Origin of the sequence: Micromonospora sp. NPDC023888 (genome assembly GCF_040639415.1) — a bacterium.
In the GTDB taxonomy this organism is placed as follows: Bacteria; Actinomycetota; Actinomycetes; order Mycobacteriales; family Micromonosporaceae; genus Micromonospora.
Map to the genome: position 1 here is coordinate 113,607 of NZ_JBEZZW010000015.1, position 24,685 is coordinate 138,291.

Genomic DNA, 24,685 nt, shown 5'->3' on the forward strand with positions numbered 1-24,685 from the left:
CATGGTGTCTCTGCCGGACGCTATGGAGCCGATGTCGCAAACGATTCAGACGCCGCAGCGGCACCCGGCGGGGCGGTCGGCGTCGCTGGCGGGTCAGGGGCGTCGCTGGCGGGTCAGCGGCGGCGGTTGCGGTTGACCAGGGCCTGGTTGAGGCGGCCCAGTAGGGCTGCGAGGGTGGAGCGGTCCTCGGTGCTCCAGTCGGCAAGCATGTCGCCGTAGAGCCGGGTACGGGCGGCCTGCACGGCGGCCATCCGTTGCAGGCCGGCAGAGGTGGGGGAGATGACAGTGCCCCGGCCGTCGGACGGGTCCGGGGTGCGGGTGATCAGGCCGTCGCGTTGCAGGGCGGAGACCTGCCGGGTCACCGTCGAGCCGTCCAGGTTGAGTCGGGCGGCGAGCGCGGAGACGTTCTGCGGGCCGGCGTCGGCCAGGTGGCGCAGGATGACGTACGCCGCGCGGTCCAGCACCCGGTGCTCGGCGGTGCCGGTGGCCCGCCGGGTGGCCTCGCCGAAGCGCATCAGCAGGGCCACCTCGGTCTCGATCCGGCCGAGGGTGCTCTCGTCGTCATCGTTCATAGCTGTATGATACAGGATAAGTACCTGTACGATACAGCTAGTTGAGGAGTCGGAGTGGATCGGCGTACCGAACCAAACCGCAGTGCCATCTACGCCACCACACTGGTGGCCTTCCTCGCGATCGCCGGCATCGCCGTCGTCGACCCGATCCTGCCGGCCATCGGCGAGGCCATCGGCGTCACCGCCTGGCAGGTCGAGTTGCTCTTCACCGCGTACATCGCGGTCATGGCCCTTGGCATGATCCCGGCGACGCTGGCCAGCGGCCGGTTCGGCTTCAAGCCGGTGCTCATCACCGGTGTCTCCGTGGTCGGCCTCGCCGCGATCCTCGCCTCGTTCAGCGACAACATCGTGCAACTCTCCGTGCTGCGCGGTGTCTGGGGGCTGGGCAACGCGATGTTCTTCGCCACCGCCATGGTGGTGCTGGTCAACCTGGCCATCGACCGGGAATGGGTGGTCGGCCTCTTCGAAACCGCCCTGGGCCTCGGCTTCGCCGTCGGCCCACTGATCGGCGGCCTGCTCGGCGAGATCAGCTGGCGGCTACCGTTCTTCGTCTGCGGCGTCTTCATGGTCCTCGCCCTCGGCGTGGCCTCCCGCAAACTCCGCGAACCCACCAACCGGCAGGCCCCGGTACGCGTCGGCCAGATCTTCGCCACCTACCGCCGGCCGGCGTTCATCGCCCTCTGCGCGGTGACCGCCGCGTACAACTTCGTGTTCTTCGTGGTGCTCGGCTACACCCCGCTCTTCCTCGGCCTGGACATCATCCCGCTGGGGCTGGCCTTCACCGGCTGGGGCCTCGGCCTGGCCACCGGCATCCTGGTCATCGGCCACCGGCTGGCCCACCGGATCGGTGCCGTGCAGACCGTCGGCGTGGCCATCGCCGGGCTGCTTGTCTGCATGGTCCTCTTCGCCACCTCCAGCAGCACCGCCGAGGCGCTCGTGGTGCTGGTGCTCTCCGGACTCTGCATGGGGCTGGCCAACGCCAACCTCACCGACCTGGCGCTCGGCCTGGGCTCCAGCGACCGACGGGTCGCCACCGGCGCGTTCAACCTGGTCCGCTGGGGCGCCGCCGCGCCGGCACCGATCATCTCCGGCAAGCTCGCCGAACAGTCGCTGGCGCTGCCGTTCTGGGTCGGCTTCGGGGTGCTCGCCGTCGGCGTGCTCGTCTACCTGGCCTTCGCGCACCTGATGGCCGCCGGCTACGGCGAACGGGTCCTCTGGTCCCGCTGGAACCGCGCCGCCGCCGACAGCGAACACGCCCCGGAGGAGCCGGTAGGCGAGGCGTACTAACCGGTCCCGGGTCCCGCGTCCCGGGTCCTGCGCCCCGCGCCCAAGATCCGCGCACTTTCGGGGAAACTGCTGCCTCAGCGCCGGTTGAGGCAGCAGTTTCCCTGATGTTGCGTGGATCTTGGGCGGGCGTTGGGTGTTTGCCGGCGGGCGACGTCAGCTCAGGGCGCGCCAGAGCAGGTACAAACCGATCGTCGTGCCGAAGACCACGATCACCGTCTTGAGCAGCACCGGCGGCAGCCGACGTACCAGCCGGGCGCCCACGTACCCGCCGATCAGGGTGGCCGGCGCGACCACCGCGACGGCCGTCCAGTTGACCGGGCCGAACAGGGCGAACACCACAAGCGTGGTCAACCCCACCAGTGCGGAGAGCAGGTTCTTGATCGCGCTGACCCGCGCCAGGGTCGCGTCCAGCACCAGGGCCAGCCCGGCGACAAGCATCACCCCGAGCGCCGCCCCGAAGTACCCGCCGTACACCGCGCCCAGCGCGACCATCGTCTGCACGGCGACCGTCCGGCGGCGTGGCGACAGGTCCCGGGGGTGACCGACCAGCCGGCGCAGCGGATCCTGGAAGGCCAGGACCGCTGTCGCGCCGAGGACCAGGAACGGTACGACCAGCTCGAACGCGCGGGCCGGAGTGGCCAGCAGCAGTAGAGCGCCGAGAATCGTGCCGACGATCGTGGTGGGCAGCAGCGTGGCCAGGGCGCGCGGGCGCGGCAGGTCCATCCGGCTGCCCGCCACGCTGGCCAGGTAACCGGGAAACACCGCGATGGAGTTGCTGACGTTCGCCGCGACCGGGGGCAACCCGACCGCGATCATCGCTGGAAAGGTGATCAGCGAACCGCCACCGGCCACCGCGTTGACAGTGCCAGCGGCGAGGCCGGCGGCGAGCAGCAGCGCGGCGTGGGAGAGATCCATAGGCCCACGAGGCTAGCCGTCGCCTTGTGAGACGGCTTCGCCGGATCGCCCTTGAGCTGCGCGATCTTGCTGGGGCGGGGCGGCAATACCGGCAGCACGCTCGTCGTTAGGATGAGAGCGCGACGGACGAGTCGACCGGGCGGCCGCGTCGGCGGGCTTCGGCCCGCCGCCGAGGAACGTCCGGACTCCACAGGGCAGGGTGGTTGTTAACGGCAACCCGGGGCGACCCGCGGGACAGTGCCACAGAAAACAGACCGCCGACCCCAACGGGGACGGTAAGGGTGAAACGGTGGGGTAAGAGCCCACCAGCACCCCGGGTGACCGGGGTGGCTCGGTAAACCCCACCCGGAGCAAGGCCAAGCAAGGGCCGTCACCGCAAGATGACGACCCGGCGCAGACGCTTGAGGGCTGCCCGCCCGATGTCTGCGGGTAGGCCGCTGGAGCCTGCCGGCAACGGCAGGCCGAGATGGATGGCCGCCGCCGGCGCAAACCCCTCGGGGTACGCGCCGCGCACAGAATCCGGCGTACAGGTCGACTCGTCCGTCGCCCACCAGCTTAGAGCCCTTGATCAAGGCTCTGAGCTGGTATTTTGTTAAGTGCCGTTGGTTGACCTGACCCGCTGGCTTCCGTAGCGGCCTCCGTGGACCCATCCGTGGATGGGATGAGTGCGTGCCGGAACTGCTGGCGCACGTGGGGAGATGGGTCTGGTCGGGCTCGTCAAGATTGACGGGGAACGGGAGCACAAGCCCTGGACCGTCGTGATCTCGGGCCAGCGGCTCGATGGTGCCTCGATCCGGCTCGACGGCAACAGCCTTGACTACTGCCTGCACCATGCGGTCGCTGCGCTTCGTCCGCACTTCCCAGGCGAACTCCCTCTGGACTGAGCTCTCGCTCCGAGATGGGCGGTGTCCCGGCGGGTCTGTGGCTCACCGCCTCGCACCGCGCGGAACGCGGTGCCTTGCTCTACTACCGGAAGATTTCCCGCAGTGCCCGCCCTGCGGATCGCCTTGCGACTGCTCTTCCATCGTGCGCGCGATGTGTCGGACCTGCGACAGTCCAGAACCGAACTATCCCTTGTGGGCGGACGTCCGGTACGTTGTCGGTTCGGCATGTTACGTGTTCGGAAGGCGATGTTAGGTGCCTCAGCTATTACATTTGAATGTCAAGGGACTTTTTCAGTTCATCGATCATGATATCAGCTTCTCTGCGGATGCGCCCGTAACTATTCTTTCGGGCCCGAATGGTATTGGGAAAACGCATATCTTGCGCCTGATCAAGGCCTTGCTTGACTTGGATTTGCTCCGCGTCGGTGAAATTCCCTTTCAGGCTGCTCACGTGCTTTTCTCGAACAAGAGATCACTCTTATTGGAGAAGGTCGAAGAGGGTGGCCGTCTTTTCTTGCGTGTCTCGGGCAGTGGGCCGCGTGGGGCGCATCTAGGGACAACAAGGGTTCCCGTGACAACCAACCTCGCGAACCTTCCCCCTTGGGTTGTCCGTCTTGATAACGGCCGCTGGTATGACATCAGACCTGCGCAGCCGCGACCGCTTCCGCGTAGTTTCATTCAACGGCAGTTTGGAATTGAAGGCGATCCGTTTGAAGAAGCCTTTGTGGTTCCACCATGGCTCGCCGAAGTTATGCTGGATGGCGAATCTGTATTTATTGACACCAAGCGACTTGACACCCTTGCGCGGACAGAACCGGGCCATCTTGAGCACGCCTCGGAAGTTACCCATAAGTCACGCATTGAAGAGTACATCAGGCAGATCCAAATTCAGGTGTCGGAAGCAAAAACGGCGTCCCTTGCGGCAACTCAATCAGCTGATGAGAGCTTCGCTGCCCGGGTGCTTCAGGGCGCTAGGACGACCGTTAAAGAAAGCTTCCTTAAGGCCCGTTACCAGAAGGTTGCCGAGCAAGCGTCGGAGCTGTATCGCAACGGGCTTTCCGCCGCTGTAGTAGATGTAGACTTCCCTTCTAGTAAAACTAACCCCACGGAGCGACGAGTTCTTGCCGTCTTCCTTGACGACTGGGAGAACAGGCTTTTCCCGCTCCTGCCTGTCAATGAAAAGCTTAAGACTTTGCGTTCAATTGTGATTAACAAATTCATTGGGAAGGACCTTAGGGTCGCTGCTTCCGGTGTACCAACTTTTTTCTCGACGGTTGACGAATCCGAAATTGGGGTTACTTCACTCTCCTCCGGTGAGCAGCACCTTCTTGCATTATTTACCATGCTTTTGTTTTCGACAAAAGAGCGCTCGGTTGTCCTTATTGACGAACCGGAGATTTCGCTACACGCGGCTTGGAAACACGCGTTTCTTCAAGATATTAGCGATGTTGCACGGATCGCGCACCTTCAAGTTGTGATCGCCACCCATTCGAGCGGAATTATCAACGGCCGCTGGGATTTGGTTCAAGAACTCGGAGCGGAGTAATGCCCGATTCTGTTGCCTCTTTAAAGGATCTAGATAGGCCTGCGGACCGGATTCGCCAACATCGTCAGGCGGATAAGCGGCCAGTCATTGTGGTGGAGGGGCCCTCTGATCAGCGTGTACTTGATGAGGCTATGCCGAATGCTTACCCTATTTTCCCTGCGGGGAATCGGAGCGTCGCCCTTTCCACCGCCAAGCAATTGAATGAGTGGGGAATGCGTGCCTTCTGTTGCGTTGTAGACAGAGACTTCGATTCGGAAGTAGCATTAGTCGAAGCTGCGGGCGTGCCGGTACACGCTTACGAGAACGCAGATCTTGAGGCCATGCTATCGAAGACTGACGGACTCCGGCGACTGGTTGAAGAATTGGGGAGTAGTGAGAAATTGCAGAAAATTGGCGGCCTGAGTGCTTTGAGGAAGATCCTTGAAGAGATCGTTGTTCCCCTTTCCAGGTTGCGTTCTGCAAATTCTCAGCAATCATGGGGTCTGCCGTTTGATGACGTTGATTTAGCGTCTAAGATTAGTTTTAGGGATCTGGCTTTCAATCTCCAAGGGTACTGTGCTGCCCTCAGTCAAAAAAGAGGTGGTCGGCCTGCTGCCCGAACCTTAATTCAAGTGGCACAAGGTTCTGATAAGGCAATTCGGCAACTTAGTTGCCCGCGAGGTTCAACGCCCTACTACAGAGGCAAGGATCTGATGGCGGCACTGGGGGTCAGTCTGCGTTCCATTGCCGGGACCTCGGATAAGGCATTAACGGAAGGTGAGCACCTCACTCGGGTGCTCAGGGCTGTAAGTGCGCCGTACGTAGTCCGAACGCCCTGGCTATCGGAATTGCATGCGCTGCTGAATAAGCCTTAGGCGCCTATGCCCATTGATGTCGGCCGGCGGTGACCTGTTCGCCGATGGCGCGTACCTGTGGGGCGACCAGGATTGTTCGGCCACCCGGTGAACCGCTGGCGCACCGCCGACTGCATGGGCATCGGCTGCCCGGCGAGCGAGGCACCTGCTCGGGGTTCGGTCTCACCATCCGTCGTCCACGTCGGCCGCCCGGCGCTGCGGCCCGCCCGACGGATGGCAGCATGCCTTCGGTGGCCGCTGCTACCGACTGGCACGACTGGCACCTGCCCTACAACGACCACACGTCACCACTGTCGCGGAGGCTGCGGCTCGTTCAGCGGCATATCAACGACTGGCTTGACCGACGGTCGGACTCCTCGCTCCGGGTCGTCAGTGTCTGCGCGGGACAGGGGCGTGACCTCATCGGCGTCCTTGCGTCGCGGCCGGACGCTGATCGGGTACGCGCGGAGCTGATCGAGTACGACCCCCGCAACGTGGCCGCCGCCCGGATGGGCATCGCCGCCGCCAAGCTCACCGGGCTCACCGCCACCGAAGCCGACGCGGGTGACTTCACCGCGTACCGGACGGCCGTCCCTGCCGACCTGGTCGTTCTCGCCGGGGTGCTGGGCAACATTAGCGACGAAGACGTGCGGGCAACGATCGACGCCCTGCCCCGGCTGTGCGCACCCGACGCCACAGTGATCTGGACCAGGACCCGCCGCGACCCCGATCTCACCCCGGCGATACGCCGCTGGTTCGCCGCCGCAGGCTTCGCCGAGGAGGCCTTTCACGCACCGTCCGACGTGCTGTTCTCGGTCGGCGTTCACCGGTTCCATGGACAGCCGCAGCAAGCGCCGCCGAGCGGCAGGATCTTCACCTTCGCCAGGTGAGGCTCACCTGGCCGCGCGCCCGGCGTGGGCGCTGCTGCGCCAGCTCACTCAGAGGGACCGGGTTTCCTCGAGGAGGACCCGGCCGCCCACCTCGACGGTGTCGTCCGGACCTGGTCGGGTCAGGATCTGCGATCCCTTGCCCTGCTTGATGTCCAGCGCCCGGCGCAGCTCGGCGGTGAGCACGATCGCGGACGCTCCGGTGGCCTCGTCCTCGACGATGCCGTCGCCCCGGCGGGGAAATCCCCTGGTACGCGCCCGACCGGCGGCCCGGTCCTGCCACGCCCACGCGTACAGCCACCCGTCACCGGGCGGCGGAGCCGGCAGCGCGTCGACCTCCTCGGCTGAGGCGTACTGCTGCATGCGCCGGTCGGGCGCCCACCGCGCGCGACCCCTGATCCAGGTGAACTCGCCGTCCTGCCAGGTTGGCACCGCACCCGCCGGCGGGTGCAGGAGTGCCGGCTCGGCTCGGAGCCGACTCAGCAACCAGGACGTGCCCACCAGAGGGTGCCCGGCAAACGGCAGCCGCACGCTGGGCGTGTGGATGTCGACGACTCCGGTGTCGGCGTCATCGACGAAGACGGTTTCGCTGAAGCCCAACCGCGCGGCCACGGCTTGGCGGTCCTGCCCGGCGGCCACGGCCTGGCCGTCCAGAACAACGCCGAGGTGGTTTCCGTACTGACCGTCGGGACCGCAGAACACCCGAAGTACGTGGAGATCTGGCACAAGCGATGGTATCGACAGCAGGTTTCCGGGGCGTAGGCCCGCCGCTATCGAGGCGCGGCGCGCGGCATGATGTGCCGTTCTCCGGTGTCGGCCATCGAGTGCAACATGCCGGCGGCGAGCGGGATGAGCCGGGCGAGGCCTGGTTGTTTGTTGCGCCGGGCCAGTTCGGGGCCGAGTCTGCTCATCAGCCGGGTCAGCGCCGGTAGGGGGCGAATGAAGAGCGTGATCTCGGTGATCAGGCCGTCCGCGTCCAGGCGGAGGCGCTGCGCTTCACCGAGACGCCGGCCGTCGACCCGGGCCTCGTAGAACAACGCGACGGTACGGCCCTCGGCGACCTGGTCGGTGTAGGTGATGCCGTCGATCGCGGCCAGGGCCACCTCAAGCAGGTCGCGTACCTGTTCGCGGCCCTGGAAGGTGAACTGCTCGGTGATCGGCGAGAGCAGTGTGACGTCGGGGCTGAGAGCGGCGACCGCTGCGGTGGCGTCACCTGCCTCACCGGCGGCACGCCATGCGGCGACGGCGTGGTACGGCTGCTTCACCGGTCCCCCTAACGGATCGTGGCCGGGCTTCGAGGCCGAGCATGACGCTCACCAGGTGGATCTGCGTCTCGGCTGATCCAGCATCACCGTCGATGACCGCGGACGGGTCCCTCCGTCGGACCAACGGCGTCCCCCGGCGGTGTGAGCTGCGCCGACCCCGCGCGTGGCACAACCACAATGGGTACGCTGCCGGGGCTGCCTGAGCACACTGGAGGACGCGGTGAGTTGGGACGTGTTCATCTTCGCCGCCCCACCCCACGCCAGGTCGGTTGACCAGCTTCCGCAGGACTTCGATCCGCTGCCCTTGGGCACCGGACCGCACATCAAACGATGCCTACGGGAGACCTTCCCGGACCTCGATCTCGCGGATCCTGCGTGGGGTCAGTTGGTCGGTCCGACGTGGAGCATCGAGTTCAACATCGGGTCGGACGATCCCGTGGATTCGATCATGTTCCACGTGCGCGGCGGCGGGGACGACGTCCTGGCCGTTGTCGCACGGATCGTCGCCGTGACCGGTGGTCGCGCCCTCGACATCTCGACCGGCGAATTCCTGACCGGCGATTGCCCTCAAACCGCTGGCTGGAACGGCTTCCAGCAGTACCGGGACCAGACCCTCCGTCAGAACTGACGTCTGTCACCGGCCGGTATCGCGGCGGCTACGCGGCACGCCCCGAGATCCACTCGGGTTCCATGAAGTCGGTGCCTCCAGCCCGCAGGACACCGCGACTTCAGGGGAACGGAGTGGATTACCCTGCCTCACACGCGGGGCTGTCGAACGTCGGCCCCGGTTACGGCCGCTCGGACACCTGCGCGATGAACGCGCGCCAGGCTGTCGGACCGAAGGTCAGTGCCGGGCCGGCAGGGTCCTTGCTGTCTCGAACGGCGATGACGTCGCCCAGGTTGTCGGCGACCTCGACGCAGTTGCCCCCGGACGATCCGCTGCGCCGGGACTTGCGCCAGATGGCGTTAGTGAGGTCCATGATGGCTGTGCACTTCCTTCATCAGCTCGTTGGACTGTCGGCGCGGGAGTGCTTCGTTCCTCACGTTCTCCCACCTCGTCTGAAGAGTATGTAGCCCATCTTCGTTGTCGACCACGATCCCGCCCAGCTGATTTTCGAGGTGCCCGACCCAGCTCCCGTCACCGGCCCGCGCCAGCGCGAACGGCCCGGACAACCCGATGTGGAGGCCAGCGCCCGCCGGGATCACGTGGACGTGAACGTGGGGCAGTTCGGCGACGGTGATGAGGTGGGCGACCTGCTCGGCCATGATGCCGGCGTATTCGTCGCCCGCGCGGCGGAGCGTCGATTCATCCAGCACGGCCACCACCTGCGGCGGTGTATCGCCGGTCAGGATTTTGTGTCGGCTCATGCGAGCGCTTACCTGTTGGTCGACTTCCGTCGCGGACATGAGGTCGTTCAGGCGCATCACGACGCGGGCGTAGTTCTCGGTCTGGAGTAGGCCCGGGATCAGTAGTGGCTCGAAGAGACGAAGCTGTCGCGCGCCGCATTCGGCGTCCAGCCACGGCAGGAACCATGACGGCGCGCCGAGTTTCACCACCAGGCGTCCGAACAGCCCGTCGTTGCTGAAGGCGCGGTCCGCCCCGCGGATGAAGTCCATCGTCAGCGCTCGGGTGCCGCTCTCGACGGCGCTGACGTGTGAGGCGCTGAAGCCCGCTGCCCGGCCGAAGGACTCTTGCGTCATCCCGGATGCCCCGCGAGCGCGGCGGATCTCGCTCACGATGAAGTCCGCGAGCGGGCTCGGCACGTCAGCCATTCAACGCTCCTCAATTCGGAGATCGACTACCCGAGGTGCCACACGGCTGGAGCCTGTTCTGCCAGCTCCGGCCCGGACACCTGGAACGCCTTCCGAGCGTAGTGGCCTCCACAGCAGAGTGTCACCAAGCGGCGCGGCTGGTAGGCCCACGAGATCCGGCGGTCGCGTTCGTAGCGGGGCCGCTTCCGGCGGGCGAGCACTCACGGGAGCGGCCCCTTCCCAACGGCACCAAAGGGGGAGACCGTGCCCGACGACAAACCCGAGAAGCCCGCACCGGAACCGGCAAGCCCGTCACCCGGTAACCCGGATGCGCCCTACGAACTGTGGCCGCCCGGGACGATCGTTCCGCCCCCGGGCGCGAACCGCGCTCTCGCGTACCCCTGGGGGTTGCCGTGATCGGGAGGATGACGGCCGGCGACGTCATCCACCTGACCACGGCGGCGAGCGTGCAGTTCCTCCGCCCGATCTTCGTGCGCGTCATCCGCGAGTTGCCCGAGCGGCACACGTACGACGGGTGGGTCTGGATTGAGGGTTATCAACTGAACGCGGCGGGCGACGCGGTCGCGCGGCGCGAGTTGTACGTGATGCGTGCGGGCGTGCGGTTGCAAGCCTTGCCGGTGACACCGGCCAGGCCAGCCAGACGCCGGCGGGGTCCGGTGCGGGTCGGATGACCGCCCGCCTTCGACCGCACCTGCCGATGCGCCCGGCGTGGCTGTGTCGCAACTGCGCCGCGCCCTGGCCGTGTGGCCCGGCTCGGCTCGCCCTCGCTGCCGAGTTCTACGGTCATTCGATAGCGCTGGCGTTCTACCTGGCCGCGTCGTTGCACGAGGCGATCGACGACGCATACGGCCTGGGGCTGCGCCCGGACCTGCCCGCGCTGCACGCCCGGTTCCTCGGCTGGCTGTCGCTGGCGCGACGGTCGCACCGGTAGCAGCGAACGCACCGGCCGGGTGGGGTAGCCCCACCCGGCCGGTGTCGAGCCAGAACTTCAGTGCTTCTTGAACACCGGCATGGTGTCAAGCGTGGTGGTGATGTTCTGCGTGGTGCCGCCCCGGTACGTCTTCCCGGTGAAGATGTCCGTCCAGTTGTCGCCCGGCGGGAACCACACCGACGTCGTGGCGGTGGTGCCCGGCGTCGTCACCGGTGCCACCAGGTAGTCCGGGCCGTAGAGGTACTCGGAACCGGCGGTGGCGTAGGCGGCCTGCTCGTTCGGGTACGCCAGGTACATCGACCGGACGATGGGCGTACCCGTGCGGGTGGCCTCCTTGGCGGCGGCGTAGGTGTACGGCAGCAGCTTCTCCCGCAGGTTCAGGAACTTCTTGGCCGACGCGTTCGCCGCCGGGCCGTACTGCCAGGGCAGCCGGTCGCTGTGGTTGGAGTGCAGGCGGTCGATCGGCTGGAACGTGCCGAACTGGACCCACCGGGCGTAGAGGTCGTCGGGCAGTTTCGTGCTGCCCGGTTCGGTGCCCGGCTCCCGGAGGCCGCCGGTGTGCCCGCCGATGTCGTGGCTGACCGCGGCCAGCCCGGTCGCGGCCGACTCGCCAGGTGTGTAGCCGACCTCCATCTGGAGGGTCTGCCAGTCGGAGGTGGTGTCACCGGTGAAGTGCAGCGTGGTGCGCTTGTCGGCCCACGGTCCGGTGGACACCGGGGTCGGGCTGCCGTAGCCGCCGGCCTGCAACGAGCCGTACGCCCGGGAGAACGCGAAACCGGTCTTGTCGGCGTACTGCTTGTTGATCCACGCGTCCGCGGTCACCCCGGCGAGCGAGGACTTCGTGTTGTCGCAGCACCAGTCCAGCCACCAGAAGTCCGGGCCCTTGCTGTCCTTCGGGACCATCCCGTCGTGGAGTTGCAGGTACGCCTTGAGCTGGTCCGGGTCGCCGAAGTCGAACGCGTAGCAGTCGGGGCCGCCGTTGCAGCCGACCCGCTGAAGCTTGCCCTTCGCGGTGGCCTGCGCCTGCGCGAACTTCGGGTCCGAACCGAGGATGCTCGGGTGGATGTTGATGCCGGTGCGCAGGCCCTGCTTCTTGGCCCAGTCGAAGAACGCCTTCGGGTCGGGGATCCGGGTGGGGTCGATGCTCCAGCCGTTCCACTTGTCCGGCGCCTTGATGTCGGTGTCGAGGACAAGCACATCCATCGGTACGCCCTCGGCCTTGGCCCGGGTCACCAGGTTCTGGAACTCGGTGGCGGTGCGGTCGTAGTACTCGGAGTACCACACCCCGTACGCCCACTCCGGCAGCAGCTTCGTGGGCCCGGTCAGGGTCGACAGGTCCTTGAGGCCATGGGTGAAGTCCTGCCCGTACGCGAAGACGTAGCCGTCCTGTTCGGCGGCGGGCCGGGGCTTGGTGGTGCTCAGGGCCGAGGCCGAGTCGTCGAGCAGGTACCAGCCGTCCTGGTAGAGAAGGCCCGGCGCGGTGAGCGCGGAACCGGTGACGCCGTCCAGGCCCCGGCGGTAGCCGCCCAGGGGCGCGTGCGGGGCGAGCAGCGGGGAGCCCTTGCTCGTGACGGCGACCGTGTCCACGTTGACGTTGCAGCTCGCGTCCGTGGGGCACCCCAGCGTCACGGTGTTGGTGCCGCGGTTGAGGTGGACCGGGACGGAAACGGTGTTCCAGTAGTCCCACCCGCTGGTCGGCGGAAGGGTCGCCGTGACCGGTGCCGCCGTTCCGGCGGTGACCGACATGGTGCGCGCCTGGCTCGGCTGGGCACCGGCCTGGCCGTTGGCGTAGCGGATCTGCACCTGGTAGTCACCAGTGGACGGAACGTCCGTCACGGTGAGCGCGTCCGCGGACGTGGTGCTTTCCAGGCCGGCCAGGAATCCCGTACCGGAAGCGCCGTTGTGGTCGTTCGCGGGCCTCGCGCCGCCGGTCAGCGCGCCGGTCTCGGCCTCTGCCAGCGTGCCGAACCGCAGGGGTTGCGACTGGGGCGGGGTTGGCACCGGGAACGGATCACCCGGGTTGACCACCGCGAGGCTGTCGACGTTCACGTTGCCGGAGTCGTTGGGGCCCCGCACGACGCTGATCTCGTGCCGGCCGGCGGTGAGGTCGACCGGCACGTTTGCCAGGCCCCAGGTGTCCCAGTTCGCGGTGGGCGGCAGCGTCAGCGTGTGGCCGGCGTCGCCGTCGACCTGAACGGTCAGGGTGCGGTCCACGTTCTGGCCGTCGCCGCCGGTGCTGTTGGCGTAGCGGACGGCAAGCTGCTTCGTGCCGGCTTCGGGAGCGTCGAGCGCGAACGTGACCGAGTCGCCGGACGAGGCGAAACCGGCCGCGAAGCCGCGTCCGGTGAATCCCCGGTGGTCGGTGGCGACGCCGGGGCCGTTCAACTGCAGTGATTCGGCCTCGCAGAGCGCGCCGAACGCGCAGGCCGGGGCGGTGTGGCCGGCCCAGGGTTGGCCCTGCACGACCTGCTTGCCGGTCGTGAGCTGCACGGTGAGGTTGTCGGCGGTGAACGCGCCCGAGCCGACCCGGTAGCGCAGTGTCATCGCGCCGGTGTCGATGGTGAGCCAGCCGTGGTCGACGCGCTTCGTGAAACGCGTACGGGGGAAGTCGTCGCGCCCGATGGCGTTGAAGGTGGCGGCGTCGGTGAACCTGCCGTCCTTCTGGTACTCGGTGCGGATCAGGGTCGGGGACAGCACTTCGAAACGTGCGTCGCCCGACCGTACGGCTTCGTCCTGCGCCTGGCGGTGGCTGGCCTGGGCCGGCGCGGACGGAGCGAGTGCCAGCCCCGTGATGAGAATGCCGGCCGTGGCGGCTGCTGTCGCGGTGCGACGGGGTGAGTTCCGATAGAGCAAGATGCGCTCCTCGTCTCATATGGAGGAAATGAGTCGATGACAACGCTGTCACTCGACCGAAACACCTGTCAACGGATCTTGGAGGGTGTCCCTTCTCTCTTTCGCGCACCGCTACCAGCTCAGACGCACGGGCTCCAAGGCCCCGGGGTCTTCGGCGTCTCAGCCGGCGACAGCGTGGGTGACCCGGATTAAAGCTGGATTAGCAAACGACGCCAGGATTAGGCTGCCCTCTTGTGTCATCTGAGCAGGTCACCGTCGACCCGGCCGAACTCACCTACACCCTCAACGAGGAGGACTGGCTCGACGGCTTCGTCGCCCACCGGCGCCGCCTCCGGCGTCCCTGGCTGGTCCCGATACTGATCGTCGCCGCGCTCGTCGGGCTCGTCATCTCGAACGGCTTCCGGGCCATGTCCGCGGTTGACGTCGCAATCCTCGGCACGGCGGCGCTCATCGCCATCGGGTTCGGCCTGCTGCTGTTCCGGTTCCTCATCACCGCCCGCTGGATGTATCGCTGGCAGGTACGCCTGATCATGCGCGGAAACCCCTGGCTGACCGAGCCGATCCGGGCCATCGTCGATGACACCGGGCTACGTCTCACCAGCGCAAGCAGGAGTGAAACGGCCGCCTGGTCGCAATACCTGCGGTACGTCGAGACGGACCGGTCGTTCGTCCTGCGCGCGTCCGAGCGGCTGGGCGCAGCGGTGCTCGTGCTCCCCAAGCGCGGGTTGGTCACGGGCGATCCCGCGCCGCTGCGGGCGTTGCTCGAAACCCACTGTCACCGAAGCGCCTGATCAGCGGACCCGAACGGCGTCGAACCGCCTGCGATGATCTCGTACGTGACTCGACGGCGCACGGACAGACTGGCGAACGCGGTGGGTCTCGTGACGCTCGGCTTCGGTGTGGCCCTGACGGCTCGGCCGCGACGCACTGCGGCAGCCCTCGGGCTGGGAGAGCGCCCGGTGCTGGCCGGAGCGGTCGGCCTGGCTGATCTCGTCGTCGGTTCCGGCGTCCTGTGTGGTCGTCCCCGGTGGCCGTGGATGGCGGCGCGGGCTGCGTTGAATCTCGTGTTGGCCGGTTGCTACGCAGCGGAGGCCAACCGCCCGGACGGCAACGGTCGGGCCCGAGCGGGAGCGATTGCCATGGCGTCCCTCACCGTCGTGGACGCGACGTTGACCCTTGCCCTGGCGAAGCAGCGTGGACAGGAAGACCCTGGCCGCTAGCCACTGCGGCTCGGTCAGCAGCGCGGACGGTCGAGCGGGGCTGCGCCGGCCAGCGCTTCGACTGTCGCCGTCGGCACGGCCGATTCCGTCGGGGTCGGCGAGGGCGCGATGGTGGGGCTTGGTGGGGCCGGGGGTGAGCTGCTGGGCGTGGGGGAGGCGCTGGCGAGGGTGGCCGTGCTGCGTTGGACCTTCTTCGGGGCCATCCGGATGCTGGTGGCGGTCGCCTGGCGTCCGTACACGTCGGTGACCCTGATGCTGTAGGGCCCGGGGCCGAGCCCGTCCTCGACGGTCCAGTAGTTGTCATTCTGGCGGGCCGCCTTGCGGAAGCCGCCGCCCGGCCCCTTCGCCTCGACCGAGCGGAGCGGGTTGCCGTGGTTGCCGACCTGCACCGCGAACCAGTACTGCGAGGCGCCGCTCTTCATCCGGAAGGTGAGGCCGCCGTCGAGCGGAGGGTTCACCACCGCCCGGTACGTCACGGAGACGATGCCCTGCGCCCGGTCGGCGATCCTGGCGAACGCCTCGTCGGAGAGGTCGATCTTGCCAGACCCGCATCCGCCGCACTGGTCCATGACCATGACCCGGACGGTGCCCTTCGGGCCGGTCACGTCCAGATAGCTGCCGCAGGCCGCGGCCCCGGAGTACGTCGACGAGCCGACTGCCACGTAGAGCCGGTCTGCCGGTGGGCCCGGAAAGGAGCAGTTGCCGCCGGAGCGGCCGGCGTCGTAGAAGCTGGCCTTCGCCTTGTGGACGGTGTTTCCCGTCGGGGGCGCGGCGCAGGCCGGGGTGGCGCCGCCCCGGACGGCGAGGGTGATGCCGAGGACGGCCGCCAGGGCGGTGACCCCGGCGCCGGCCAACCAGTGTCTGACCCGCCGACTCATCCGCTGTGTGCCGTTGTTGCTGGCTGGTGTGTCGTTGTCGGGGGCCGTGCCTGGTGCCGTCACGGCGCCTGATGTTGCCGCAGATTGCTGTGGCAGCGCAAAATCGTCTAGCGGACCGTCACGTGTCGCACCGGCGGGGTCGCAGTCCGTTGGTCCACTCGGCTTCGAGAAAGTCCGGGTGTCCTGTGGCCCGGGATGGCACGGTTTCAAGGAAGCCGAGTGGATCAAGCGTTTCTCATGGGCGGGGGCGCAACCCGGTGAGGGCGGTGGCGACGACGAGGTCGGCGTACTCGACGGTGAGCGATCCGCTGCGTTGCAGCCATCGGCTGAACAACGGTCCCCAGATCAGGTCGACCGCCACGTCGAGGTCGATGCCCTCAGCCAGTTGCCCGGCCCGTTGGGCGCTGCGCAGGCGCTGCCGTTTGGCCTCCTTCAGCGGCCCGTCCAGGCGTTCGGCGTAGGCCGCCGCCAGTTCGGGGTCGAGCGCGATCTCGGTGGCCAGGGCGCGCATCGGTTGCTCGTACCGGGGATCGTTCATCTCCTCGACCGTGGCGCGGAGCACCAGGGTCAGGTCGGCGGCCAGGTCGCCGGTGTCCGGCAAAGCCGGCGGCCCACCGTCGGCGGTCTCGCTGAGCAGGAGGAACGCGTCGAAGACGACAGCGCCCTTGGACGGCCACCAGCGGTAGATGGTCTGTTTGCCGACGCCGGCGCGCGCGGCGATGCCCTCGATGCTCACCTTCGCGTACCCGATCTCCTGGAGCAGGTCGAAGGCTGCGGTGAGGATGGCGCGTCGGGAGGTCTCCCTCCGGCGGGCCGTGTTGGGCGTCATGGGGCACCACGGTAACAGTAACGAGACGAACCGTCTCGTCTTGACGGTAGAGACGGAGCGACCTAACCTCTCCCTCATGACGAGACGGACCGTCTCGTCTCGCTTGAAGGATGGAGACCGACATGCGTACCTGGTTCATCACCGGCGCCAGCCGCGGCCTGGGCCGCGCCTTCGCCGACGCGGCGCTCGACCGTGGGGACCGGGTGGTCGCCGCCGCCCGAACCATCGCCCCGGACGACTTCGACGAGCGGCACGCTGACCGGCTGCTGGCCCTGACCCTCGACGTGACCGACCGGGCGGCCGTCTTCGCCGCCGTGGCCGCCGCCGTCGAGCACTTCGGACGGCTCGACATCGTCGTCAACAACGCCGGCACCCTGTCCATGGGAATGGTCGAGGAATTCACCGAGGCGCAGGCGCGAGCCCAGTTCGAGGTCAACCTCTTCGGCGCGCTCTGGGTCAGTCAGGCAGTGCTGCCGCAGTTGCGCGCCCAACGGTCCGGCCACATCGTGCAGATCTCCAGCATCGCCGCGCTCGGTGGTTTTCCGAGCACCGGCCTGTACAGCGCGAGCAAGTTCGCCCTGGAAGGCATGAGTGAAGCCCTGGCAATGGAGGCGGCGGCCTTCGACGTCAAGCTCAGCATCGTGCAGCCGGGCGGTTACTGGACCGACCTCTACACGAATCCGAGCGCCACCACTGCGCTGGAGGCCTACGGGCCGCTGCGCGCCGAACTGGAACGGCAGTGGGCGCAGGGATCGGTCGACAGCGAGCCCCGGCTGGCCGCGGAGGCGCTGCTGCGCCTGGTCGACAGCGACGACCCGCCGCTGCGGCTCCTGCTCGGGAGCATGGTGTACGACCTGGCGTTCGACATCTCCCGCCGACGGATGGAGACCTGGGCGGGCTGGGAGCAGGTCAGCCGGGCCGCCGAGCGCGCCGTTACGGACCCTGGGCGCTCATAACCGGCCCGCCCGGGGCGGGCCACGGGCATTCCACGCCCGCGCTCATTCGCCCCAGTCGAGCTGATGGTCGGGTACGCCGACAGTCCGGCCGTGATCCACGGCGGCCTGTCTTCCCGCGCGGTCACCCTTGGTATAGCGAAAAACGCGACCGGGGAAGACGATGACGTGATCATCGCCGACCTCGAAGTCCGCGTACCAACCCTGATCGCTCACCAGGGCCCCAGCCAACGCCGCTGCCACCTCGTCGGCTGCTTCGTCGGGTGCCTCGAAATCCAGGAAAGTCCAGACAGTCGGCTGCTGAGCCGACGTTGAGTCAGATACGTCATGTCGGCCGACTCGAACAACGTGTAGCGACGGTATGCGCACGTCGGTGCCAACACGCAGACTCTCGGTCAATAGCCGTCCCCGCAACATCGACCGACCTTCTCATGGGGGAAGGCTGCAGGAGAACCCCTCCCGGCCGGTGTGTCGCCCAATGTCCGGAAGGCCGCTGATTAAGTGGCAACTTCGCCAACTATCGCGGTCACTCATCACTAGGCTCCGAGGTATGGCGGCGGCGTGCCCATCTCGAATTGGCACACAAGTCCGGGCAGTGCCTTCACCCCATGATTCCCCTCACGAGGCGCAAACCTAGACGGAGAGGAACACGCATGGCTGTCAAAACCAAGACTCGCCCCGGCACCACGGAGATTCGGCCGTTCTCGGTCGACATTCCGCAGGCGGACCTCGACGACCTGAAACGGCGCATCGCGGCCACCCGTTGGCCGGAAAAGGAAACCGTCGACGACCAGTCGCAGGGCCCCCAGTTGGCGACGATGCAGGCGCTCGCCCGTCGCTGGGAGAAGGACTACGACTGGCGCAGGGTCGAGGCGAGGCTCAACGCCCTGCCGCAGTTCATGACCGAAATCGACGGACTGGACATCCACTTCATCCACGTTCGGTCGAAGCACGAGGATGCCCTGCCGCTCATCGTCACCCACGGATGGCCCGGATCGGTGATCGAGCAGTTGAAGATCATTGGCCCGCTCACCGATCCCACGGCCCATGGCGGGAACGCCTCGGACGCCTTCCACCTGGTGATTCCGTCGATGCCCGGCTATGGCTTCTCCGGCAAGCCAAGCATGCCCGGCTGGGACCCCCAACACATCGCGACCGCCTGGATCGAGTTGATGAAGCGACTCGGCTACTCCCGGTACGTGGCACAGGGGGGCGACTGGGGCGCCCTCATCACGGAGTTGATGGGTGTGCAGGCACCTCCGGAACTGATCGGTATTCACACGAACATGCCGGGCGTGTACCCACCCGCGATCGATGCTCTGCTGCAATCGGGTATCACCGGTGCGAACAGCCCGCTCGACTCACTTCCGTCCAATCTCTCCGACGAGGAGAGGCGCGCCTGTGAGCGGGCAGACTTCTTCTGGAAGCATTCCGGCTACGCCATCGAGATGGGGCGCCCACAGACGCTCACCGGGTTGGCGGATTCGCCCGTCGCGCTGGCGGCGTACATGCTGGACCACGACGCGGCCAGCCTGAAGCTGATCTCCGAGTCCATCGCCGGGCAGCCCCGGGGCATCACGCCAGACGACGTGCTCGACAACGTCACGCTCTACTGGCTGACGAACACCGGAGTCTCCTCGGCCCGTCTGTACGCGGAGAACCAGCTCTCCTTCTTCGCCGTCAAGGGCATCACCATCCCGGTCGCCGTGAGCGTCTTCCCCGACGAGCTGTACGAGGCGCCGCAGAGTTGGGCCGAGCAGGCGTACTCGAACCTCGTCTACTACAACAAGCTCGACGTGGGCGGGCACTTCGCGGCCTGGGAACAGCCGAAGATCTTCTCCGAGGAGCTTCGTACCGCCTTCCGGTCGCTGCGCTAGATGGCCATGTTCGGGCGTGCGCACCTGCCCCCGCTCGACGGGGCGGCCGAGTGGCTCAACTCCGAGCCACTCGGCCCCGCCGACCTGCGTGGGCGGGTCGTCCTGGTCAACTTCTGGACGCTCACCTGCATCAACTGGCTGCGCCAGGAGCCGTACGTCCGGGCCTGGTCGCAGGCCTACCGCGACGACGGGCTTGTCGTCGTCGGGGTGCACACGCCCGAGTTCTCGTTCGAGCACGACGCCGACTGGGTGCGCCGGGCGGTCGCCGCGCGATCGATCGACTACCCGGTGGCGGTCGACAACGACTACGCGATCTGGCGCGCCCTCGACAACCAGTACTGGCCGGCGCTGTACTTCGTCGACACCGACGGGGTGATCCGGGACGAGCACTTCGGTGAGGGGCGCTACGAGCAGTCCGAGCGGGTTCTCCAGCAACTGCTCGGCATCGAGCGCGACCCCGTACCCGTCAACGGGGTCGGCCCGGAGGCGGAGGCCGACTGGGGCAACCTGCGGACGCCCGAGACGTACCTCGGTTTCCGGCGCGGCGAACACTTCGCGTCGCCGAACGGTGCCGCGCTCGACGAGCGCCGCGGCTACGACCTTCCGGCAAGCCTGGACCTCAACCAGTGGGCCCTGGCGGGGGAGTGGACGATCGGGTCGGAGAACGTCGCGCTCGACCAGGCTGGCGGTGGCATCGCCTTCCGGTTCCACGCCCGCGACGCGCATCTCGTGCTGGCCCCCGGGACGGGACGGTCGGTCCCGTTCCGGGTGCTCCTCGACGGCGAGCCGCCCGGCCCGTCCCGGGGTGTCGACGTCGACGCGGACGGCACCGGCGTCCTGGAAGACGGGCGCCTCTACCAGCTCGTCCGCCAGGACGGCGCGGTCCGGGAGCGGACCCTGGAGATCACGTTCGGCGAGCCTGGCGCGGAGGCGTACGCCTTCACCTTCGGCTGAGGCAGATCGGCACTACTCACCGGGTCAGGGTCACTGTGCTTTTCCGGATAGCATTGACCGCTGTGACAACGCCCGAGATCACCATCGCCACCCCAGCGGACCGCTCTGCGGCTGTCGCTTCGCTGGTCGCCGCGTTCGTCAAGGATCCCGTTCTGCGGCACCTGTTCCCCGACGAGGAAACCTATCCGCGCTACGCCGCCACCTTCTTCGGGAACCTCTTCGACAAGCGGGTGCACCGGTCGTCGATCTGGACGATCGGTGGGGGCGCGTCGGTCGCCATCTGGGAGCCACCGGCAGGGCACCCGGCAGACCCGCCGGCCGCCGGGCACGGGTCGCCGGAGGAGGCGGGATACCCCGCCGACGTGCTGGCCCGGGTCCAGGGCTATGAGCAGACCATGCACGACGCCCTGCCGGCCTTCCCGTTCTGGTATCTCGGTGTCCTGGGCACCCACCCCGACAGCGCCGGACGCGGTTGGGGTCGTGCCGTCATGCGGGCCGGGCTGGAGCGTGCCGCCGCCGACGGCCTGCCGGCGATCCTGGAGACCAGCAACCCAGGCAACGTGGAGCTGTACCGCCGGGCCGGCTGGGAGGTGGTGGGCTCCCTGTCCGAGCCCGTGCCCACCTGGATCATGGGGCAGTCGATCCGCTGAGACGTCACGGTTGGCGGTGACTCGCGGCTCGTGACCGTCAGCGACTCGAGGTCGTCAGGCGGCGAAGATGCGCGCGTAGATCTCGTCGATGACGTCGTTCTTCGCCAGGCTGTAGTCACGGGGTCGGTGCGCGGTGTCCCGCGCGAGGCGTCGCTTGGTCGCGGCGTACCGCTTCCGGTCGTGTGGATGCGCGCGCAGCCAGTCGCGGAAGAGCCGGTGCCGGACGGGTTCCGGAGCACCGCGCGGCCAGACGTGCAGGTTGACGTCCTCGGCGGGGCTGAGCAGCATCCGGTGCCCGTGCCACCAGGGCTCCCGCAGGACGAGCCGGTACCCGAGCCGTTCCAGGGCGGGGAGGTAGGTGGCCTCCTCGGCGGTGTCCTCGATGACGAGGTCGACATCGACGACGGGCTTGGCGGCGAGCCCCGGCACCGCCGTCGACCCGACGTGTTCCACACCGATGATCAGATCACCCAGCGCCTCGGTGAGCGACGACCGGACGGCGAGGAACCGCCGCGCCCAGGCCCTGTCGTACTCCTCGATGACGACGGACTCCCACGTCCGTGGCGGCTCGCCCACCAGGCCGGCGTCGACCTGTTCGGGGGTGCCGTGGAAGCGCTGCACGACGTCCTGCGGATACTCGGCCACGTCAACCTCCTGGAGAAGCAAAGTCCGCCAGGCTACGACACGGCGACCGGTGCGGCCGCACCCGACCGATGCGGGCACCGGATGTCGGGTGGGCCACCGGTCCTGCCGCCTAGCGTCGGTGCTCGACAGGGAAGGAGATCCGGGTGCTGGAGCGGCTCAACGAAGCCATGACGTACGTCGAGCGGCACCTCGACCGGCGGATCGAGGTGACCGAGCTGGCGCGGATCGCGCTGACGTCCGAGTACCACTTCCGGCGACTGTTCTCCGCGCTGGCCGGGATGCCGCTGTCGGAGTACATCCGTCGGCGTCGGCTCACCGTCGCGGCGGCGGAGGTGCTGGCGGGGGAGCGGACGTTGCTCGACGTCGCGGTGCGCTACGGCTACGGGTCGACCGAGGCGTTCGCCCGGGCGTTCCACGCCATGCACGGCGTGGGGCCCGGAGAGGCTCGGCGTACGGGGGCGGCGCTGCGCGCCCAACCCCGGATGTCCTTCCGACTCACCCTCGAAGGGAGCGGCAGCATGGATTACCGAATCGTCGGCAAGGACGCGTTCACGCTGGTGGGGCGCAAGGCCCGGGTCCCGCTGGTGCACGAGGGGATGAACCCGGCGATCGTCGCGTTCATCCGGAGCATCGACACGGAGACGACCGGGCGGATCGAGGCGCTCTCCGATCAGGAGCCGGCCGGGATCGTCAATGTCAGCGACAACCTCGCCGACAGCCGGGCGGAGGGCAGTGAGCTGGACTACTGGCACGGGGTGGTGACCGGTGCCGTGCCACCGGAGGACCTGGACGCGTTGCCGGTGCAGGCCGGGACGTGGGCGGTGTTCACCACCTCCGGAGCGTTCCCGCAGGCGGTGCAGCACCTGTGGCGTGACGTGTTCACCCAGTGGTTTCCGTCCAACCCGTACCGCAGCCGGCCGGGACCGGAGATCTCCCGGGTCCGGGTGTCCGCGGACGGCACCGAGGCGGACGCCGAACTGTGGATCCCGGTGGAGCGAATCGCCTCCTGACCCGCGGTGCCGGGTCGGCGGCGGGCCCGGCTCAATGCCTACCCGCGCCGGCCACGGTGGAATCCTGAGGTCCTTCCACCCTATGTAGAGTTCCGATACAGTGGTCGGATGCGGATAACCATTTCGGTAGCGAAGGTGCTCGCGGCGCTGCTCGCCGAACCGGCCGCGCAGCGCTACGGGCTGGACCTGATGCGGTTGACCGGCCTGCCCAGCGGCACGCTCTACCCGGTGCTGCACCGGCTGACAGCCGCTGGCTGGCTGGTCGCCGACTGGGAGCCGATCGACCCGGCCGAGGCCGGTCGGCCGGCCCGTCGCTACTACCGCCTCACCGCCGTGGGGGTGACGGAGGCCCGGCAGGCGCTGGCCGACCTCCGCGCCGCGATCCCCGACGGTCGTCCCTCGTGGGGTGGCACCGAGCCGACCGGTGCGCCGGCGTGGTGACCCGTCGGGCCGCCGAGTTGCTGTTGGCGATGGCCGCGCGCCGGTGGCCGATCGACGTCCGCGAGGACCTCCGCCGCGAGTGGGCCGCCGAGCTGCACGTGCTCGCCGAGACCGGTCGCTGGACGAAAATGCTGGGCTTCGCGCTGAGCCTGGCGGTCAGCCGGGCCGGTGCCCCGGTCGTCGACCGCCGCCTGCTGCGCGGTCGGGTCGGCCGTACCGCGGCGGCGTTGCTGCTGTCCCCGATCGCCTGCGTCGGGATCGTGCTCGTGAGTGCCTACACCCTGTACCCGATCCAGCGTTGGTTGATGTCCCAGACCTGGTCCGACCGCACGCAGAAGCCTCTCTGGACGGCGCTCACCCTCGGGATGGCGCTGCTGCTGGCGATGTTCGCCGCGCGTTGGGCCCGCCACACCGCACTCGACGGTCCGCTGCGCATCGCGCTCGGCGTGGTGCTCCCCGTCGCGGTGGCAGCGGTCCCGTTCGTCTACGTCATCTATCCGGACCGACCGGCGGCTGCCGTACCCGGTCTCCTGCTGTGGCTGCTGGGCCTGACGCTGGCGGTCTGGGCCGCGGCGAGCCTCGCCGCCCGGGGTCGACTCCGCGCGGCCTGGTGGGTGGGCGTCGTCGGCGCCCTTGTGGCGGCCGACCTCGCGGTGATCCTCGCCGTCGTCGACACGGTCCCCGGCGTCAGCGCCGGCCCGCTGTCGCCGGACAACGTCGACGGGATCTCCGCGCCGCTGTGGCTCTTCGTCTCCTGGACGGAGTGGAACTTCGGCCTTCCCCGGCCGGTCCAGTGGGAGATCATCATGATCAGCGAGCGGCTGCTGGTGGAACCGATGCTCTACCTGGCGTGCACGCCGTACGCGCTCGCGTACGCCATCCGGGCGGCGCGGTCCGCGCCCGCCGAGCCGGTCGCCCTCACCCCGACCCCGGCGTGAACCTCAGTCGGGCACGTCGTCCCACGTCGTGCCCGGCTCCAGGTAACCGGCCGACTGGTTGTCGCGCAGGGCGTAGGCGATGACCAGTAGGGCGTGCTTGTCCAACTCGGGCAGCCGGTCCAACGAGAACCACCCCACGGCCAGCGACTCGTCGTCGTTGACCCGGGCGGTGCCGGCCACCACCCGGCACAGGAAGCCCAGGTTCAGGTATTCGCAGTGGTCCCCGTTGGGGTACGTGTGCGGGTGCGAGACGGCGCTGGACATCCGCACCGGAGCGACGTCCAGACCCGTCTCCTCCCGCACCTCGCGGACCAGCGCGGTGGCCGGCTGCTCGCCCGGCTCGACGAACCCGCTGATCACCGACCAGCGCCCGTCGTCGGAACGCTGGCCCAACAGCAGCTCACCAGCGTCGTTGCGGATCACCGCGCTGACGCTGGGCAGCCAGAGCAGGTCGTGGCCGACGTGCTTGCGCATCCCCACGATGTAGTCCGGTATCGCCATCGGGTGATCATGGGCGCGACCCCACGACCAGCCGTCGCGCTTG

29 protein-coding genes and 1 other RNA gene are annotated in these 24,685 nt (G+C 68.0%); 18 read left to right on the forward strand and 12 right to left on the reverse strand.

Going from position 1 to position 24,685, the window contains the following annotated elements; all coding sequences use genetic code 11:
• Positions 1–113: 113 nt before the first annotated feature.
• Entirely contained in the window at positions 114–572 is a 459-nt protein-coding gene (locus tag AB0F61_RS16235) for a MarR family transcriptional regulator (RefSeq protein ID WP_357809719.1), read from the reverse strand.
• A 54-nt stretch (positions 573–626) separates the two neighbouring features.
• On the opposite strand from AB0F61_RS16235, the gene AB0F61_RS16240 reads away from it, so the two are divergent.
• Entirely contained in the window at positions 627–1,859 is a 1,233-nt protein-coding gene (locus tag AB0F61_RS16240; RefSeq protein ID WP_357809722.1) for an MFS transporter, read from the forward strand.
• 153 nt (positions 1,860–2,012) lie between these two features.
• Here the strand turns inward: AB0F61_RS16240 and AB0F61_RS16245 are convergent, their stop codons facing one another.
• Positions 2,013–2,774, reverse strand: coding sequence for a sulfite exporter TauE/SafE family protein (locus tag AB0F61_RS16245; RefSeq protein WP_357809724.1), 762 nt, complete (start codon positions 2,772–2,774; stop codon positions 2,013–2,015).
• A 127-nt stretch (positions 2,775–2,901) separates the two neighbouring features.
• Here AB0F61_RS16245 and rnpB point away from each other — a divergent pair.
• The 5 genes from rnpB to AB0F61_RS16270 all read left to right on the forward strand — a co-directional run bounded on the left by rnpB (position 2,902) and on the right by AB0F61_RS16270 (position 6,927).
• Positions 2,902–3,317, forward strand: an RNA gene (gene rnpB, locus AB0F61_RS16250) — RNase P RNA component class A.
• A 155-nt stretch (positions 3,318–3,472) separates the two neighbouring features.
• The gene (locus AB0F61_RS16255; protein ID WP_357809727.1) at positions 3,473–3,658 is read left to right on the forward strand and encodes a hypothetical protein; all 186 of its coding nucleotides are present in this window, start codon (positions 3,473–3,475) and stop codon (positions 3,656–3,658) included.
• Positions 3,659–3,911: 253 nt separating this feature from the next.
• Entirely contained in the window at positions 3,912–5,204 is a 1,293-nt protein-coding gene (locus AB0F61_RS16260) for an AAA family ATPase (RefSeq protein WP_357809729.1), read from the forward strand.
• The gene (locus tag AB0F61_RS16265; protein ID WP_357809732.1) at positions 5,204–6,058 is read left to right on the forward strand and encodes a DUF4435 domain-containing protein; all 855 of its coding nucleotides are present in this window, start codon (positions 5,204–5,206) and stop codon (positions 6,056–6,058) included. The genes AB0F61_RS16260 and AB0F61_RS16265 overlap by 1 nt, the downstream gene beginning before the upstream one ends.
• Positions 6,059–6,288: 230 nt before the next feature.
• Entirely contained in the window at positions 6,289–6,927 is a 639-nt protein-coding gene (locus tag AB0F61_RS16270) for a class I SAM-dependent methyltransferase family protein (protein WP_357809734.1), read from the forward strand.
• Positions 6,928–6,975: 48 nt separating this feature from the next.
• Here AB0F61_RS16270 and AB0F61_RS16275 read toward each other — a convergent pair whose 3' ends face one another.
• Both AB0F61_RS16275 and AB0F61_RS16280 read right to left on the reverse strand, forming a co-directional pair.
• Positions 6,976–7,650: a PhzF family phenazine biosynthesis protein gene (locus AB0F61_RS16275; RefSeq protein ID WP_357809737.1), complete on the reverse strand. Its 675-nt coding sequence runs from the start codon at positions 7,648–7,650 to the stop codon at positions 6,976–6,978.
• A gap of 44 nt (positions 7,651–7,694) precedes the next feature.
• Complete coding sequence (locus AB0F61_RS16280; protein ID WP_357809740.1) at positions 7,695–8,189, reverse strand: nuclear transport factor 2 family protein; 495 nt, start codon at positions 8,187–8,189, stop codon at positions 7,695–7,697.
• A 232-nt stretch (positions 8,190–8,421) separates the two neighbouring features.
• Here AB0F61_RS16280 and AB0F61_RS16285 point away from each other — a divergent pair, with 232 nt between their 5' ends.
• Positions 8,422–8,817, forward strand: a complete 396-nt coding sequence (locus tag AB0F61_RS16285; protein WP_357809743.1) for a hypothetical protein — start codon at positions 8,422–8,424, stop codon at positions 8,815–8,817.
• A 160-nt stretch (positions 8,818–8,977) separates the two neighbouring features.
• Here AB0F61_RS16285 and AB0F61_RS16290 read toward each other — a convergent pair whose 3' ends face one another.
• A complete protein-coding gene (locus tag AB0F61_RS16290) occupies positions 8,978–9,169 on the reverse strand; it encodes a DUF397 domain-containing protein (protein ID WP_357809746.1) in 192 nt (63 codons plus the stop codon).
• Complete coding sequence (locus tag AB0F61_RS16295) at positions 9,156–9,962, reverse strand: helix-turn-helix transcriptional regulator (RefSeq protein WP_357809749.1); 807 nt, start codon at positions 9,960–9,962, stop codon at positions 9,156–9,158. Before AB0F61_RS16295 ends, AB0F61_RS16290 begins: the two co-directional genes overlap by 14 nt.
• A gap of 404 nt (positions 9,963–10,366) precedes the next feature.
• Between AB0F61_RS16295 and AB0F61_RS16300 the strand changes: the two genes are divergently transcribed.
• Together AB0F61_RS16300 and AB0F61_RS16305 are read left to right on the forward strand one after the other, a co-directional pair.
• A complete protein-coding gene (locus tag AB0F61_RS16300) occupies positions 10,367–10,633 on the forward strand; it encodes a hypothetical protein (RefSeq protein ID WP_357809752.1) in 267 nt (88 codons plus the stop codon).
• Positions 10,630–10,893 (forward strand): hypothetical protein, encoded by a 264-nt coding sequence (locus tag AB0F61_RS16305; protein WP_357809755.1) that lies wholly within the window; start codon positions 10,630–10,632, stop codon positions 10,891–10,893. The genes AB0F61_RS16300 and AB0F61_RS16305 overlap by 4 nt, the downstream gene beginning before the upstream one ends.
• 57 nt (positions 10,894–10,950) lie before the next feature.
• On the opposite strand, the gene AB0F61_RS16310 is transcribed toward AB0F61_RS16305, so the two are convergent.
• Complete coding sequence (locus AB0F61_RS16310; protein ID WP_357809758.1) at positions 10,951–13,746, reverse strand: TIM-barrel domain-containing protein; 2,796 nt, start codon at positions 13,744–13,746, stop codon at positions 10,951–10,953.
• 233 nt (positions 13,747–13,979) lie between these two features.
• Between AB0F61_RS16310 and AB0F61_RS16315 the strand changes: the two genes are divergently transcribed.
• Both AB0F61_RS16315 and AB0F61_RS16320 read left to right on the forward strand, forming a co-directional pair.
• Positions 13,980–14,537 carry a YcxB family protein gene (locus tag AB0F61_RS16315; protein WP_357809761.1) on the forward strand — a complete coding sequence of 186 codons (558 nt, stop codon included), beginning with the start codon at positions 13,980–13,982 and terminating at the stop codon, positions 14,535–14,537.
• 90 nt (positions 14,538–14,627) lie between these two features.
• Positions 14,628–14,966: a hypothetical protein gene (locus tag AB0F61_RS16320; protein ID WP_357809764.1), complete on the forward strand. Its 339-nt coding sequence runs from the start codon at positions 14,628–14,630 to the stop codon at positions 14,964–14,966.
• A gap of 14 nt (positions 14,967–14,980) precedes the next feature.
• Here the strand turns inward: AB0F61_RS16320 and AB0F61_RS16325 are convergent, their stop codons facing one another.
• Together AB0F61_RS16325 and AB0F61_RS16330 are read right to left on the reverse strand one after the other, a co-directional pair.
• Positions 14,981–15,907 (reverse strand): expansin EXLX1 family cellulose-binding protein, encoded by a 927-nt coding sequence (locus tag AB0F61_RS16325; protein WP_357809767.1) that lies wholly within the window; start codon positions 15,905–15,907, stop codon positions 14,981–14,983.
• A 172-nt stretch (positions 15,908–16,079) separates the two neighbouring features.
• Entirely contained in the window at positions 16,080–16,673 is a 594-nt protein-coding gene (locus AB0F61_RS16330; protein WP_357809769.1) for a TetR/AcrR family transcriptional regulator, read from the reverse strand.
• Between the two features lie 122 nt (positions 16,674–16,795).
• On the opposite strand from AB0F61_RS16330, the gene AB0F61_RS16335 reads away from it, so the two are divergent.
• Positions 16,796–17,629, forward strand: a complete 834-nt coding sequence (locus AB0F61_RS16335) for an SDR family oxidoreductase (protein ID WP_357809772.1) — start codon at positions 16,796–16,798, stop codon at positions 17,627–17,629.
• 42 nt (positions 17,630–17,671) lie between these two features.
• Here the strand turns inward: AB0F61_RS16335 and AB0F61_RS16340 are convergent, their stop codons facing one another.
• Entirely contained in the window at positions 17,672–17,869 is a 198-nt protein-coding gene (locus AB0F61_RS16340) for a hypothetical protein (RefSeq protein WP_357809775.1), read from the reverse strand.
• A 410-nt stretch (positions 17,870–18,279) separates the two neighbouring features.
• Between AB0F61_RS16340 and AB0F61_RS16345 the strand changes: the two genes are divergently transcribed.
• From AB0F61_RS16345 to AB0F61_RS16355, 3 genes are all read left to right on the forward strand, one after another.
• Positions 18,280–19,503: an epoxide hydrolase family protein gene (locus tag AB0F61_RS16345; protein ID WP_357809778.1), complete on the forward strand. Its 1,224-nt coding sequence runs from the start codon at positions 18,280–18,282 to the stop codon at positions 19,501–19,503.
• The gene (locus AB0F61_RS16350) at positions 19,504–20,457 is read left to right on the forward strand and encodes a redoxin family protein (protein ID WP_357809781.1); all 954 of its coding nucleotides are present in this window, start codon (positions 19,504–19,506) and stop codon (positions 20,455–20,457) included. It begins immediately after the preceding gene.
• A 62-nt stretch (positions 20,458–20,519) separates the two neighbouring features.
• Positions 20,520–21,107 carry a GNAT family N-acetyltransferase gene (locus AB0F61_RS16355; protein WP_357809784.1) on the forward strand — a complete coding sequence of 196 codons (588 nt, stop codon included), beginning with the start codon at positions 20,520–20,522 and terminating at the stop codon, positions 21,105–21,107.
• A 54-nt stretch (positions 21,108–21,161) separates the two neighbouring features.
• Here the strand turns inward: AB0F61_RS16355 and AB0F61_RS16360 are convergent, their stop codons facing one another.
• Positions 21,162–21,752 carry a GrpB family protein gene (locus AB0F61_RS16360; protein ID WP_357809787.1) on the reverse strand — a complete coding sequence of 197 codons (591 nt, stop codon included), beginning with the start codon at positions 21,750–21,752 and terminating at the stop codon, positions 21,162–21,164.
• Positions 21,753–21,895: 143 nt separating this feature from the next.
• Between AB0F61_RS16360 and AB0F61_RS16365 the strand changes: the two genes are divergently transcribed.
• The 3 genes from AB0F61_RS16365 to AB0F61_RS16375 all read left to right on the forward strand — a co-directional run bounded on the left by AB0F61_RS16365 (position 21,896) and on the right by AB0F61_RS16375 (position 24,141).
• Positions 21,896–22,762, forward strand: a complete 867-nt coding sequence (locus AB0F61_RS16365) for an AraC family transcriptional regulator (RefSeq protein WP_357809789.1) — start codon at positions 21,896–21,898, stop codon at positions 22,760–22,762.
• 108 nt (positions 22,763–22,870) lie between these two features.
• Positions 22,871–23,203, forward strand: coding sequence for a PadR family transcriptional regulator (locus AB0F61_RS16370; protein ID WP_357809792.1), 333 nt, complete (start codon positions 22,871–22,873; stop codon positions 23,201–23,203).
• Positions 23,197–24,141: a hypothetical protein gene (locus AB0F61_RS16375; protein WP_357809794.1), complete on the forward strand. Its 945-nt coding sequence runs from the start codon at positions 23,197–23,199 to the stop codon at positions 24,139–24,141. Before AB0F61_RS16370 ends, AB0F61_RS16375 begins: the two co-directional genes overlap by 7 nt.
• Positions 24,142–24,144: 3 nt before the next feature.
• Here the strand turns inward: AB0F61_RS16375 and AB0F61_RS16380 are convergent, their stop codons facing one another.
• Entirely contained in the window at positions 24,145–24,642 is a 498-nt protein-coding gene (locus AB0F61_RS16380; RefSeq protein WP_357809797.1) for an NUDIX domain-containing protein, read from the reverse strand.
• Between the last annotated feature and the right edge of the window lie 43 nt (positions 24,643–24,685).